This window comes from Streptomyces sp. NPDC048185 (assembly GCF_043202495.1).
In the GTDB taxonomy this organism is placed as follows: domain Bacteria; phylum Actinomycetota; class Actinomycetes; order Streptomycetales; family Streptomycetaceae; genus Streptomyces.
In genome coordinates this window covers 108,201-121,793 of record NZ_JBIDAN010000018.1, presented here as the reverse complement: position 1 = coordinate 121,793, position 13,593 = coordinate 108,201, and the positions used below count along the sequence as shown (strand labels likewise).

Sequence of the window (13,593 nt, the reverse complement as noted above, 5' to 3'; positions counted from 1 at the left end):
ATCGTGCCGCCAAGGGCGGCACGGCTGGGCGCAGCGGCACCCCTCCGACGCCGGGCCGCACACCCCCCCCCCCCCCCCCCCCCCCCCCCCCCCCCCCCCGCCCCCCCCCCCCCCCCCCCCCCCCCCCCCCCCCCCCCCGCTTCTCCGTGTCCGGGACCGGCTACGTCCGGCGCGTCGTCCGTGCCGGCGCGTCGTCCGTGCCGGCGCGTCGTCCGTGCCGGCACTCCGACCGGCGCACGGGCCGGGCGCACGGGCCCGAGGTGCGGGCCGGGGGTGCGGTCGGGTGCCGGCCGCAGCAGTCTGGAGTCATGGCACATCCACCGGAACATCCCCCCATCGTGGTCCGTCCCGCGGCGCTGGACGGTTCCCGCCGGGTCACCTCGGGCGAGGAGACGCTCGGGGTCGCCTCGCACCTCGACGACGTCGCCGAGATCCTGCGGCTGGCCGACCTCTACGTGACCGACGTCGCCACCAGCGACCTCGTCGAGTGGCAGGGCGGCGGCCCGGACGACTGGCCGGGACTGCACGAGCACCACGAGGGCTGATCACCCGGGCGCCTTCCTCCAACCTTCCCGCGAGAATCCGGGCCGCACGCTTGAACCACCCCCCGCGGCGGGCACATCCCTGGGCACACGGGGGGTGAGGCCATGGACGGCGGCACGGAGACCGGACGGGAGCCGCACGAGATCGCGCTGCTGGGCGGCGGGCCGCGAGCGGCGGTCACGGTGGCGGTGGTGGCCCTGCACCTGCGGGGCGCCGTCGAGACCGGCCCGCGCAGGACGCTGTGCGCGACGGGGCCGGAGCCGGAGGGGCTGGGGCCGTTCGAGGGGACCGTCCTGGACTGCCTGCACGAGCCGCTCACCGCCCGTGAGCTGGTCCGGCACCCGGACGTGCGCCTGGCACTGGCCCTGACGCGCATCCCGCTCGCGGAGGACGGACTGCTGCGCTACCCCCTGCTGGGGCCGACCCGCGGCGCCCGCCGCCGCGTGGCGTTCTGGCGGGAGCGGTACCCGCTGCCGGCGGCCAGGCACGGGCTGACGGACGAGGACACACTGCTCGCGGTCGCCCTGCACGGCGATGCCGCCCTGCGCATGCTCCTGCCGCGTTTCGCGCTGCGGGCCGGGCTGACGGTCCCGGGCGCCCCGGCCGACGGGGTGCGCTTCTCACTGGGCCGGGGCAGGTTCCTGCGGTGGCGCGACGCGTACGAGGACTCGGTCCCGGACGACCGGGGCGCGGGCCACGGGGATCCGCACGGCGGCGGCTCAGGGGCCGGCGGCGGGGACTGAACGGCCCCGGACATGCGCGAGGGCGGTCCGTCCGGATGACGGACCGCCCCCGGCCGAAGGCCGTGCAGGTCGTACGGGTCGTACGGGTCGTACGGGTCGTACGGGTCAGACCTTCAGCGTCCGGATCGCCGTCGGGGCGTGCCCCGGCTCGGTGGCGACCTCCTCGAACTCCACGACGTTGCCGATGTCGTTGGTGCCGGACATGGAGATGTTGGTGACGCGCTCCAGGATGGCCTCGACGACGACCGGGACCTGGTGCTCGGCGGCCAGCTTCTTGGCCTGCTCCAGGGCGGCGCCCAGCTCGTTCGGGTCGGTCACCCGGATCGCCTTGCAGCCCAGGCCCTCGGCGACCTTGACGTGGTCGACGCCGTAGACGCCCAGCTCGGGCGAGTTGATGTTCTCGAACTCCAGCTTGACCTGGAAGTCGATGTCGAACGCCCGCTGCGCCTGGCGGATCAGGCCCAGGTAGGAGTTGTTGACCAGGACGTGGACGTAGGGGATCTTGTGCTGCGCGCCGACGGCCAGTTCCTCGATCATGAACTGGAAGTCGTAGTCGCCGGAGAGCGCCACGACCTGGGCCTCCGGGTCCGCCTTGGCGACACCCAGCGCGGCCGGGATCGTCCAGCCGAGGGGGCCCGCCTGGCCGCAGTTGATCCAGTGGCGCGGCTTGAAGACGTGCAGCATCTGGGCGCCGGCGATCTGGGAGAGACCGATGGTGGAGACGTACCGCGTCTCCGGGCCGAAGGCCTTGTTCATCTCCTCGTAGACGCGCTGCGGCTTGATCGGGATGTCGTCGAAGTGCGTACGGCGCTGGAGCGTGGCCTTGCGCTCCTGCGCGGAGGCGGCCCACGCGGAGCGGTCGGGCAGCTTGCCGGCCGCCTTCAGCTCCTTGGCGACCTCGACGAACAGCTCCAGCGCGGCCTTGGCGTCCGAGGCGATGCCGTAGTCCGGGGCGAAGATCTTGCCGATCTGGGTGGGCTCGACGTCGACGTGGACGAACGTGCGGCCGGCCGTGTAGACGTCCAGCTTGCCGGTGTGACGGTTGGCCCAGCGGTTGCCGATGCCGAGGACGAAGTCCGACTCCAGGAACGTCGCGTTGCCGTAGCGGTGCGAGGTCTGCAGGCCGACCATGCCGGCGTTCAGCTCGTGGTCGTCGGGCAGCAGGCCCCAGCCCATCAGGGTCGGGACGACCGGGGTGCCGGTCAGCTCGGCGAACTCGACGAGGAGGTCGGCCGCGTCGGCGTTGATGACACCGCCGCCGGCCACGATCAGCGGGCGCTCGGCGGCGTTGAGCATGCCGATCGCCTTCTCGACCTGGGCGCGGCTCGCGGCCGGCTTGTAGACCGGGAGCGGCTCGTACGTCTCGGGGTCGAACTCGATCTCCGTCAGCTGGACGTCGATCGGCAGGTCGATCAGGACCGGGCCGGGGCGGCCGGAGCGCATGAGGTGGAACGCCTGCTGGAAGACGCCGGGGACCTGGGCGGCCTCCAGGACGGTGACCGCCATCTTCGTCACCGGCTTGGCGATGGAGGCGATGTCGACGGCCTGGAAGTCCTCCTTGTGGATCACCGCGGTCGGCGCCTGGCCGGTGATGCACAGGAGTGGGATCGAGTCGCCGATCGCCGAGTACAGACCGGTGATCATGTCGGTGCCGGCCGGTCCGGAGGTGCCGATGCAGACGCCGATGTTGCCGGCGTGGGTCCGGGTGTAGCCCTCGGCCATGTGCGAGGCGCCCTCGACGTGCCGGGCGAGGGTGTGGTTGACGCCGCCGGAGGCCTTGAGCGCCGCGTAGAAGGGGTTGATCGCCGCGCCCGGCACACCGAACGCGTCGGTGACGCCCTCGCGCTTGAGGATCTCAACTGCCGCTCGGGCAGCGGTCATACGAGCCATCGAGTACTCCTGCTTCGGCTGTCGGATTCGCACTCCCGGCGCGCCCCGCGGTGAGCAGATCCTAAGCTTTTCCGTATAGCGAAATTTGATTTCTACGATCTGGAAGTAATGTAAGTGGATGGCTGGGGGCCGTCAAGAGACCGAGGCCACCAAGACACGGACAGGAGGGGGGTGTCCGGAGGACGATGGGGGTCATGTCCGAGACCATCTCGGTGTGCTGCGCCGCCTGCGGGCGCCGGCACCGCTACACGGCGCCGGCGTACCCGTGCGTGTGCGGCACGCCGGTCGCCGCGCCGCTGGATCCACGCGGGACGCCGACGGTGGTCACTCACCGGGCGTGGGAGGAGGAGTGGATCGGGGTGCGCTGCTCGGCCTGCGGGACCGAGAGTCAGTGGCCGCGCCCGGAGCTGGGCTGTCCGTGCGGGACGGTGCTGTGCGTACCGGTGGACCGGACGGCCGCGGGCCGCACCGGACGCCCTCCCGGCTCGCGGGTCCCGGCCCACCGGGCCGTCCCGATCCGCACCGCCCGCGACGCGGTCACCGCCGCCGTCCTGTATCTGCGCGGGCTCGGGCACCGGGACGTGCGCCGTGCCGACCAGCGGCCCCCGGCGGGGATCGGGCTGGCCGCGTGCGGCATCGTGGCGCAGGTGGACCCGACGGCGGGCCCGGCGACGGTGCGGGACGTGGAGTGCCTGTGGCTGACGGCCATGGCGGAGTCCGCGCAGGGCCTCTACTTCTCCCTCGCCGGGTACACCGAGGACGCCCGCGCCCGCGCCGGGCTGCTGGAGCTCCCGCTGTTCGTCCTCGACCCGTCGGGCACGGCCCGTCCCGTCAACGCGCCGGCCGTGGCGCTGGACGCCACGGCCGGCTGAACCGCACTCACTTCACGGGTTCGCTAGATCCAGTCGTCGCCCGCGCCGATCTGGAAGTACGTACCCGTGTTGGTACGCACGGCTATCTTGCCGTCGGTGCTGTGCACCCACAGATCGGCCTTGCCGTCGCCAGTGGCGTCGGCGAAGTGCAGGCTGCCCTTCGGGTGGCCGAGGAAGTTGCTCCAGCCCGCGCTCCAGTGGGTGCCGCCGTCGAAGTAGGTGCCCTTGTTGATGCGGACCGAGATGTCACCGTCGGTCCCGTGGACGATCAGGTCGGCCTTGCCGTCACCGTTGATGTCGGCGAAGTAGAGACGGCCCTTGCCCTCCTGCCCGAGGAAGTTGCTCCACCCCGCACTCCAATGGGTACCACCGTCGAAGTACGTGCCCTTGTTGATGCGGACCGAGATGTCGCCGTCGGTCCCGTGGACGATCAGGTCGGCCTTGCCGTCACCGTTGATGTCCGCGAAGTAGAGACGGCCCTTGCCCTCCTGCCCGAGGAAGTTGCTCCACCCCGCACTCCAGTGGGTACCACCGTCGAAACGGAGAACGGGGTCACCCGGCTGTGTCGCGAACTTCGCCTTGGCGGTGCGCACGGTGATGTTGCCGTCTGCGCCCTGAACGATCAGGTCGCTCAGTCCGTCACCGCTGACATCGGCCGCGTACACGACCTCGCGCAGACGCTCCCGCGTCTGTGTGGCCCATGCCTGGACGGCGCTGTCGTCGACGCGTGCGGACAGGGCACCGGTACGGGTCTCGGCCGGGTCCTGTCCCCAGCACCCGCCCTGCCAGGACTGGCTGTTGACGGCGACGAGTTCGACCGAGCCGTTCTTCTCACGGAGCAGGGGGCCTCCCGCGTCGCCGGCGCAGATGGCGTCGGCGTTCTTGCCGGTGATGGCCAGGCGGCCGTCTTCGGCCGCATCGACGGTGAAGGTGCCGGTGTGCTGCTTGAGCGGGGACCACTCCGTCGCGGTCCGGCCGTAGCCGACGGCCTTGAGGGTCTCCCCCGCAGCGGGTGGCGTGCTGGAGAAGGCCACCGGAGTGATGCCCGTCGCCGGCTGCGCCAGACGGGCCATGGTCAGGTCGCGTCCCTGGTACGGGGCGAGTTCGATCACCTCGGTGACCAGACCGGCGTTCGTCGTGAGGTCGGCACGGCCGACCGTGACCTTGGTGACCTTGGTGGGCTTGCCCGCTGCCGGTACGGCGCCGGAGGCCGGATCGTCCACGAAGCAAGAACTGGCGGTGACCACCCAGCGGGGGTCGATCAGAGCACCTGAGCAGGCGCGTTCGCCGTCACCGATGTCGATGCGGACGGTGAAGGCATAGGCGGTGTCATCGGCCGCGGCGTCAGAGCCGACGACGGCGGAAGCGGGAACGGCGGCCAGCGCGATCGGTCCGACGATCAGGGAGGCGGCGAGCGCAGCGAGGCGCATGGGTCTGGAATGACGCATCAACGAGTTCCTCGGAGCAGGTTCGGACAGGGCAGCATTGCACGAGCGTCTTGAGGTCGTGATCACTTGCGTACGGAAACGGACGAGGCCCCCTTAGTCCCGTCCCTCCGCCGGTCCGTGGGTGGCCGCGTCGGACATGCGCGTCCGTCAGGTGCGCGGGGCGCCTTCCGCGGCCGCCCGCGCGGACGTGCCGGTCACGGGACCAGGGCGATGTGGGGGTGGGACGGGTCGGCCGGGCAGACGTAGAGCTGGAGGTTGTAGCCGCCGACGATGTCGATCAAGGTGTAGTTGCCGTTCCGGGCGCCCAGGGGAGGCGGACCCGGATTCGTCGGCTCCTCCTCGGCGATCCAGGTTCCGCTGCCGCCGTCCCATTCCAAGGAGGCGATGGTGAGGAGCGGGACCTCCTCGGTGCCGCACTCGGGGCAGGGGCGGGGCTTGGGGTCGGTGAGGCTCCAGCGGGTCCAGCCACCGGTCTTCCAGCCGGGAGCGGTGGAGAGGTTGTTCAGGTAGAGCTCGCCCGGGTCGTCCGCGTACGTGTTGTACCGCGCGGGGTCGATCGGCTCCCAGCGGCTCATGTCGTCCAGTTGGTCCTGAAGTTCCGTGGCCAGCTCCGAGGGGTCGGGATACTCGGTGACCTGTTCCGGTGAGAACAAGCACGGCTCCGGGAGGTAGCAGTCACGCTGGACGATGGACGGCTGGGGCGGTGCGTCGAGAACGTCGGTGACGGTTGCGGAGGGGCGCCAGAACAGCGCGGTCCTGGGGTGGGCGTACTCCTCGTGGTCGAAGGGACACCAGAGGACCTGGAGGAGGTCCGCGTCGGGCGGGTGCGGGAAGGAGACGTCGCGAGCGTGCAGCTGGGCGACGGGAAGGAGGGGGATCGGGCCGTCGAACCACGGACGGTCCGCGAGCCGCTCCCAGGTGGCCCGTTCCTCGGGAGTCCACTGGGGTGCCTCGGGGTCGAGGCGACGCCGCTCGGCCGCTGCGGCGCGGTCACGGCGGAGGAGCCGGACGTCGTCCGGGGAGTGGACCACCGGGGCCGCGCGGCTGTCGTGCGGCTCGTCGCAGTACGGCCACGGCTCGTCGGCGGGCCACAGGAGCGGTCCGCCGACGGAGCTGTCGTGCGCGGTCGGCGACCCCGGCCGCGGGTGCAGCCGGGTCGCCGTGCGCGCCAGCGGGGCCAGCTGAGGGAAGAGCGCGGTGATGTCGAACGGCCGCGGCGGGGTGGTGAAGCTCATGCCGGCTCCCGTTGGTGCGAACTGAATGGGATCAGTTACCGAGGTTGTACAACCCAGTGTTCTGCAGGGTGTTGGTGACGTACACGTTGGGGAACAGTTCCTCGGTCGTGCCGTTGGCCCGTTCGATGGTAGCGCTCATCGTGACGCCCACCGGGATGGTGCTGTTCGCGTCGTTGTAGACGGGGGTCACCTGGTAGAAGATCGCGTCGTTCGTTCCGAGCACCCGAGTGGGGTCGTTGCCCTTGACCAGGTCCTCCCCCATCTTCTCGTACGTCCGCATGCTGGGCGAGCCCGTGTTCATCCCGACCTGCCAGCAAGGGACGAGGTTGAACCGGGTGATCTTGCTCGTGCCCTTTCCGCCGAGGACCTTCGGGATGAGATGACACCGGGCCTGGTCGTAGGTGAGGTTGTTCGCCTTCGCGTACGCCACCGCGTCCTTCATGCCGGTGACCGGATTGCTGGTACCGGTCCCCTCCTTGACCTTCAGGCCCACGCATGCCTGCGCCCGGGTCGGCCTGTATCCGCCCCCGCCCGCCGGGTCGCTCTGGTTGACGAGAGGAACCGCCTCGGTGGTGTTCAAGAACCAGCCGTCGCCGTTGGGAAGGGCGTTGATCGGCGCGGGGTCGTTCAGGCAGCGGGCCTGCGGGCCGGTGTCCGGCAACGAGAACGTCAGCTCGAACTGGTCGCCGTCGATCACCCGCTGATCCTTGAAGCCGTTGGCAAGCTGAGTATCGGCGAACTGCTTCTCACTGGGAGTGACATGGGCCAGCACGCAGGGCGAGGAGCGGTCCAGGACATGGGCATCGTTCAGGACGTAGGTGTCCCATTCGCCGTTGCCGAGGTTGGGGATCACCTCGACGCACTGCGCCCCGGCGGCACCGCCCTCCTTCGCCTCCCCGAAGGGGAAGTCGGCGCAGGTGTCGGTGTCGACGAGTTCCGGCTGGGCGGTGAAGGCCCCGCAGGAGGCGGCGGTGCGGCCGGACACGCCGCTCGTCGACCGGGTCAGCGGGCTGCCCTTCTTCCCCCAGGCGCCGTTGAGGTTGTTCTGGGCCCAGCCGTAGGCGGCCACGGCGCCGCCCGCGTCCGAGCTCGTCGCCTTCATCGGCACGACGGGCATGACGGACGGAACCGCACAGCCCGCCACCGAGCTGCCGCCGACCGCGTGGTCGCACCTGATCTGACGCGGGTTCTTCCACGACGCGTTCGGATCGGTCGGCGTCGCGTTCGGCAGCGTCACGTACATCGCGTAGGTCGTACGGAAGGAGGCGGACGAACCCGCCGTCTGGGGCGAGGAGTAGGTGACCGTTCCCGAGTGGGTCTGGCCGGGGACGATGGAGTTGGCGTAATAGGGCGAGGTCTTCGTGGCCGTGCAGCCGGCCTCGCAGGAGGCGTGGAACTTGGCGTTCAGCGCGGTGACGTCACCCGAGGCCTGGGTCATGGTGACGGAGACGAACTCGCTCCAGGTGGTGGCCGTCGGCGAGAGGTCGGCGCTGGTGTTGACCGTCAGGACGCCGCGCCCGATCTCGAGACCGTTGCCGTCGCGCAGGATGTAGGTGACGGTGATACCGGACACGCAGTACGAGAAGCGCTCGTAGGTGTAGTTGCCGGCGCCCGCCACCTCGCAGGTGGCGGAGGTTGCCGCGGCCGCGGTGGTGGCGGTCTGCGCCCGGGCCGCCGACTTGGCGGTGGACTTGGCGGGCGCCGGGGCGGGCGCGACCGTCACACAGGACTCAGCGGCACCCGCGCGGCGCTCCCGGGAGCCCGGCGCGGTGGCGGTGCACTCCTCACCGGAGCCGGCCGCGAAGCGGCTGGTCCCGGTGGGCTGCGCGGCCGACGCCGCCGACGCCGACGGGGCGGTGGACGAGGCCTCGGACGGAGCCGACGGCTCGGCCGACTGGCTCGTCGCGGCGGTCGCGAGGACGAGGGACAGGGTGGTGAGGACGGTCAGGACCGTCGAGCGAGCGCGTCTCCTGGTGACACGCCCGCCGCGTATTCCATGCATGGGGGCAGGGACTTTCCGTGAGGGAGGGGCAGGGGGCGCCGCCTGGTTGCGGCGCCCCCGGGAGAGGAGAGGACGGGATCAGGCCGCCAGGTGGTAGAGGTCGCTGAGGCCCTTCGTGAAGCTGCCCACCAGGTCCTCACCGGTGTCCGTGATCTTGCTGACGACGGGCTTGACGATGCCGCCACCGAGCGCCTTGTCGGCCGCGCCGACCCACTTGTAGGCGCCGAAGGAGACCAGGCTCAGGCCCGTGCCGGCGGCGGACTCCCAGAAGGCGCCGCTGGTGAAACCGTGCTCGATGCCGGTGAAGAGGCTGCTGAGGGCGCCCGCGCCCGCGGAGACGCCGGCGAAGAAGCCCGCCGCGGCGAGAGCCGGCGGGAAGACGATGGCGGCGAGCGCGCAGCCGGCCGACAGGAACGCGGCGCCGGTGCTGACCACGCTGGCGGCGTCCGCGTAGAACTGGGCGTCGTTCCACCACTCGTCGGCGTCGCCGTCCGCGGTGCCGTTCGGGTTGACCTGGTTGTTCTTGTCGTTGTCGGCCGGGTTCCGCTTGGCTTCGCGCTCCTCCTGAGCCTTGAGCGCTGCCATCTTGGCCTTGGCGATCTCCTCCGCCCGCTTCTTGTCGGCGGCGATCTGCTTGGCCTGGGCGTACGCGGCGGCAGCGGCCTTCGCGTCGGCGGAGGCGGCGAGCTCGGAGGCGCGGGCCGCGGCGGCCGACCGCTGGGCCGCGGCGGAAGAGGCAATGGCCGAGCGGGCCGAGTCGACGGCCTTGTTGGCCGAGTAGTTGGCGGAGCGGGCGGCACCGCGGGCAACGGCGGCGGCGTTCTTCGCCGTGTTGGCCGAGGCCTGGGCGTCGGCGGCCGACTTGTCTGCGGCGTTGGCGTTGTCCCGCGCCTGCTGGGCGTAGTCCTCGGCCTTGGCGGCGGAGTCGAGGGCCTTCTGCGCCCACTGCTGGGCCTCGGTTGCCGCCTTGCGGGCGTCGGCGGCGGCCTTCGAGGCGAGGGCCGCGTCCTCCTGCGCCTTCTCCGCGATCTTCGCGGCGGCGGCGATGGCCCCGCGGATCGCGGCGACGTGGGTGGCGGTGTCGAAGTCCAGCTGGGCCGTCTGGTATTGGACGACGCTGATGAAGTTGCGCAGCATCCACGCCGGGCCCTCGAGCGCGACTTCCGCGTACGCCTTGGTGAAGGCGCCCCCGGTTCTGATCAGTTCGTTGGCCTTGACCTGGTCGTCCTCCTTGATGGCGATCGGGTACGCCGTGTCGAAGAAGTAGTTGAGGGACTCGGTGGTGTTCTTGTCCAGCGCGTCGTTGCCGGCGTCCTTGACGGCCCTGCCCGGGTCGTCGTCAAGGATCTTGGTGATGGCGACGCGCAGGTCCTCGTCCGAGGCGCGCTTCATGCCGCCGGTGAGGAAGTCGCCGACGGCCTTGGAGTCGGAGCTCTCCAGCGCGGCCGCTGCGGCCGCGGCGACCTTCGGGCCGGCGATCGTCGCCACGTGAAGGGTGGTCTCGCGGTCGTCCTGCGTCTGGGCGAGGGACCGGTCGAGGTCGATCCAGGCGAAGACGTCGTCGTCGGAGCCGGCGAGGGCGTGCTGCGCGGCCTGCCGGGTGTGGGCCCCGCGGGCGTCGATCAGCGCGACCGCGGCCTGCCGGCCCAGGGTCGCGGCCACCGCCATGTCGCCGGAGTAGAGGGCCTGCTCCGCCTTGGTGATGAGGTCCTTGGTCGCCTGGTCGGTGCGCTCCGCCATCATCCGCTTCTCGCGGACGTCGGACAGCTCGGCCTGCTCGATGGCGGCGAGCTGCTGGACCTCCTCGATGGCCTGCTGCTTGTCCTGCTCGATGGTCTGTGCCTCGGCGGCGCGGGCGTTCTTCTCCACCTCGAGGGCGTCGCTGACGGCCTGGGTGGCGATGTTCGCGGCCTTCACGGCCTCCGCGGCGTGGGAGGTCGACTTGTTGGCGTAGTCGACGGCCTTGCCCGCGTACTTCACGGCTTCCTCGGCGGCGTCCGCCGCCTTGTCGGCGTGGGCGGCGGCGGAGTTGGCGGCGTCGCGGGCGGTGCGGGCCGCCTTGGCGGCGGCGGTCGCCAGCGCCTGGGCGGCGGAGGCGGCGTTGGTGGCCCGGTTGGCGGCGCTGGTGGCGATGGCCGCCTGGCGCTTGGCCTCGGCGGCCTCCGCCTGGGCGGCACCGGCGGAGACGGCGGCCTGCGCGGCGGCGTTCGCGGCGGCGGCCGAGTTGCGGGCGGCGGAGGCGGCGGCCAGGCCGGCGGCCGAGGAGGCGTCGCCGGCGAGGGCTGCCTTCTCGGCAGCGGCGGCGGCACTGCGGGCCTTGTCCGCGGCGTTGCGGGCGGCGACCGCGGCGTTCTTGGCGTTCTCCGCCTTCCCGGCGTCCTTGGACGCGGCGATCGCGGCGTTGTAGGCGCGGGCGGCGGCGTTGCCGGCCTTCGCGGCGGCCTGGGCGGCACCCGCGGCGGCCCAGGAGGCGCGGCGGGAGGCGTTCACGGCGGCGTTGGAGGCGTTGACGGCGTTGCGGGCGGCGTCGGCCGCGCCCTTCGCCGCGCTCGCCGCCTTGCGGGCCGCGGCCCCCGACTTCTGCACGTCGCTCTGGGCGGCGGCGGCCTCGGCGGCGGCCTTCTCGGCGGCCTCCTTGGCCTTCGTGGCGGCGGTCTCGGCGCGGGCCCCGGCCTCGATGGCCAGGTTCGTCTCGCGCTCGGCGCGCTTGCCCTCGCGCTCGACGACGGCCACCAGTTCCTCGATGGTCGCCGACTCCTGGTCGCGGGCGCGCGCGATGTGCTGGCCGGTCTCGATGAACCACTCGACGTCCTTCGCGGTGCCGCTGAGCGCGCGGTCCGCGTACTTCTGCACCTCCGGACCGCCGGTCATCATCATGGCGCTGACCTGGACCCGGGTGTCCTCCAGCCGCGCGTCGTACTGGTCGTCGGCCAGGAAGGCGAGGAGGGCCTGTTCGGTGCCGGCGTCGAGGGCGGCGTTGGCCTCGCGCTTCACAGCCCTGTCACCGGTGGACGCGACGACGCTGGTCGCGACCTGGAAATCCTCCAGGACGGCGGGAGCGAAGCCCGCCGAGAGGAAGCCGGCTATGGCTTCGTCGCCGTTGTCCAGGGCTGCGACGGCCTCGCGGCGCAGGCCCTTGCCCGCACGGTCCAGGGCACGGACGATCGCGACCCGGTTGTCCTGCACGGTCTGCCGCGGCAGCGTCTCGGCGAGGAAGGTCTGGATCTCGGCGTCGGTCCCGTAGAGAGCCGTGGTGGCAGCGGCCTTCACGCCCTTGCCGCCGGTCAGCCAGGCGCGGACGGCCTTGGCGCGCTCGGTGTTCGGCAACGGCACCGGGTCGGCACCCGCTGTCTCGGCGGCCGCGGCGGTGGCCGGCCGCAGGACCGAGGGGGTGGCGGCGACAGCGGTCGCGGCCGCGAGCGCGCCGAGGACGCGGCGTCTGCTCCAAAAAGCTGTCTGCATGCGGGACTTGCCCTTCCAGGAGTAATGCGGTGACGTGTCGGGATTTCGCATTGTGGCGGACGGCGGATCCATGGATCGGAGTGCGCCACATTTTGTGGACAGTACCAACGCCATAGAGATTTCGCGGAAGTTGTGACCCATGGAACTTGAACAGTGCGCTGTCTACGACTATTTGACGGAGCAACACGTATGTCGCAAAATCCTGACACTTGCTCATGCCGCCTCCCCTCGTCGTGACACAGCTCACGGGAAGATTGCTGTCAATGTCTGGATATGGATAATTCACGGCGCTGGACGTGGGTGCGTCGCCGTGCTGGGATGCCAGGGCCGATGACGATCACCGGGGTTCGAACAGTTCGTCGCGGAGGCGCGCCACTGGTGCGCAAGGGGGGCTTTCATTCCGCATGTGCGGCTTCCCCTGTTCGCGACCCGTTCGGGGCCGATGGTTCTCAAGGCCGGGCACTGGCTACGAAATTGGGGATGCAATGAAGGAAATCAACACCACTGCCGGAAAGCCGCGGAGAATGCGGCTTGCGATACGGGTACTCGGCGCCGTCGCCGGCGGCGGCGCGCTGGCCTGGGTCGCGGTGGCCGGCGGCGCGCAGGGCGGAGACGCGGGTACCGCGGAGACCGCGGACAACGCCGTCCTGGTCGCGGGGGACTCCCCCGGCTACGCCGTGGAGGACTTCAACTACCCCCAGGCCGACAAGATCCTCGCGGAGCAGAACATCGTCCTGAAGCGAGGCGACGGCCACATCACGCTCGCCGACTGCGTGACGGGAACCGGGCAGTTGGAACTCCTGGCCCGCGACAGGGACAACAAGGTCTGCTTCAACACCGTCGGCAACGAGGGCTGGCTGACCCTGGAGATCCCCGCCGTCTTCTCGGTCAAGGGCAACGACTACTCCACCACCGTCGACATGACCGTCGGCACCGAGGAGAAGTCCTACGAGATCAACAAGAACGCCTGGACGCCGGTGGGCGAGACCGCGGACCCCGAGGGCCGCGACCACATGCTCGTGGAGATCCGGATCACCAAGTAGCCAGGGTCCCGGAACCTCCCTGGACAGCCCCGGCCGGCCTCCGGCAAGGAACCCCTGGGTCCCGTCTCCGACGGGAGCAGCGCCTCCCGGTGCCCGGCCGGGGACGCGGACACCCTCCCGGCCACGATCGGCCCCCGGCATGCCTCACGCGCACCCGGCCCGACCGGCTTCGCGAGCCATGCCCCCGCGGGCCCTGACGGGGAATCCGTCCGCAAGGGGGGCACCGGTGGTCCGGCCTGCGCCGCAGGGGCGGTGAGGTCGAGCTCACCGCCATCAACAGCTTCTCCTGGCAGGGCGGGTGCTTCGGCGCGACGGAGACCCGGACCGGCGCGGTGGACGCCGGAGCCGACGGCAA

The 13,593-nt window shown here is 71.4% G+C and carries 9 protein-coding genes; 4 read left to right on the top strand and 5 right to left on the bottom strand.

The features are described 5' to 3' along the window. The first annotated feature begins 308 nt into the window (after nt 1-308). Nucleotides 309-545 carry a hypothetical protein gene (locus ACGF3H_RS35520; RefSeq protein ID WP_362495779.1) on the top strand — a complete coding sequence of 79 codons (237 nt, stop codon included), beginning with the start codon at nt 309-311 and terminating at the stop codon, nt 543-545. Between the two features lie 102 nt (nt 546-647). Further along, nucleotides 648-1,286, top strand: a complete 639-nt coding sequence (locus tag ACGF3H_RS35515; RefSeq protein WP_362495782.1) for a TIGR04222 domain-containing membrane protein — start codon at nt 648-650, stop codon at nt 1,284-1,286. Nucleotides 1,287-1,391: 105 nt separating this feature from the next. On the opposite strand, the gene gcl is transcribed toward ACGF3H_RS35515, so the two are convergent. Continuing rightward, nucleotides 1,392-3,176, bottom strand: coding sequence for a glyoxylate carboligase (gene gcl, locus ACGF3H_RS35510; RefSeq protein WP_362495784.1), 1,785 nt, complete (start codon nt 3,174-3,176; stop codon nt 1,392-1,394). Between the two features lie 185 nt (nt 3,177-3,361). Here gcl and ACGF3H_RS35505 point away from each other — a divergent pair, with 185 nt between their 5' ends. Continuing rightward, nucleotides 3,362-4,048, top strand: coding sequence for a hypothetical protein (locus ACGF3H_RS35505; RefSeq protein WP_362495788.1), 687 nt, complete (start codon nt 3,362-3,364; stop codon nt 4,046-4,048). Between the two features lie 23 nt (nt 4,049-4,071). On the opposite strand, the gene ACGF3H_RS35500 is transcribed toward ACGF3H_RS35505, so the two are convergent. The 4 genes from ACGF3H_RS35500 to ACGF3H_RS35485 form a co-directional block, all read right to left on the bottom strand. Beyond that, the gene (locus ACGF3H_RS35500; RefSeq protein WP_393816576.1) at nt 4,072-5,496 is read right to left on the bottom strand and encodes a trypsin-like serine protease; all 1,425 of its coding nucleotides are present in this window, start codon (nt 5,494-5,496) and stop codon (nt 4,072-4,074) included. A gap of 194 nt (nt 5,497-5,690) precedes the next feature. Further along, nucleotides 5,691-6,731: a hypothetical protein gene (locus tag ACGF3H_RS35495; protein ID WP_362495796.1), complete on the bottom strand. Its 1,041-nt coding sequence runs from the start codon at nt 6,729-6,731 to the stop codon at nt 5,691-5,693. 31 nt (nt 6,732-6,762) lie between these two features. Beyond that, nucleotides 6,763-8,733, bottom strand: a complete 1,971-nt coding sequence (locus tag ACGF3H_RS35490) for a DNA/RNA non-specific endonuclease (protein WP_362495799.1) — start codon at nt 8,731-8,733, stop codon at nt 6,763-6,765. Nucleotides 8,734-8,811: 78 nt separating this feature from the next. After that, entirely contained in the window at nt 8,812-12,195 is a 3,384-nt protein-coding gene (locus ACGF3H_RS35485) for an ALF repeat-containing protein (RefSeq protein WP_362495801.1), read from the bottom strand. Between the two features lie 524 nt (nt 12,196-12,719). Here ACGF3H_RS35485 and ACGF3H_RS35480 point away from each other — a divergent pair. Then, on the top strand, nt 12,720-13,238 hold the full coding sequence (locus tag ACGF3H_RS35480) for a hypothetical protein (RefSeq protein WP_362495804.1): 519 nt from the start codon (nt 12,720-12,722) through the stop codon (nt 13,236-13,238). Nucleotides 13,239-13,593 lie beyond the last annotated feature (355 nt).

Bases quoted from the DNA above. Each gene is read 5' to 3' on its own strand.
- ACGF3H_RS35520 (WP_362495779.1), top strand. From the start codon at position 309: ATGGCACATCCACCGGAACATCCCCCCATCGTGGTCCGTCCCGCGGCG.
- ACGF3H_RS35515 (WP_362495782.1), top strand. From the start codon at position 648: ATGGACGGCGGCACGGAGACCGGACGGGAGCCGCACGAGATCGCGCTG.
- gcl (WP_362495784.1), bottom strand. From the start codon at position 3,176: ATGGCTCGTATGACCGCTGCCCGAGCGGCAGTTGAGATCCTCAAGCGC.
- ACGF3H_RS35505 (WP_362495788.1), top strand. From the start codon at position 3,362: ATGGGGGTCATGTCCGAGACCATCTCGGTGTGCTGCGCCGCCTGCGGG.
- ACGF3H_RS35500 (WP_393816576.1), bottom strand. From the start codon at position 5,496: ATGCGTCATTCCAGACCCATGCGCCTCGCTGCGCTCGCCGCCTCCCTG.
- ACGF3H_RS35495 (WP_362495796.1), bottom strand. From the start codon at position 6,731: ATGAGCTTCACCACCCCGCCGCGGCCGTTCGACATCACCGCGCTCTTC.
- ACGF3H_RS35490 (WP_362495799.1), bottom strand. From the start codon at position 8,733: ATGCATGGAATACGCGGCGGGCGTGTCACCAGGAGACGCGCTCGCTCG.
- ACGF3H_RS35485 (WP_362495801.1), bottom strand. From the start codon at position 12,195: ATGCAGACAGCTTTTTGGAGCAGACGCCGCGTCCTCGGCGCGCTCGCG.
- ACGF3H_RS35480 (WP_362495804.1), top strand. From the start codon at position 12,720: ATGCGGCTTGCGATACGGGTACTCGGCGCCGTCGCCGGCGGCGGCGCG.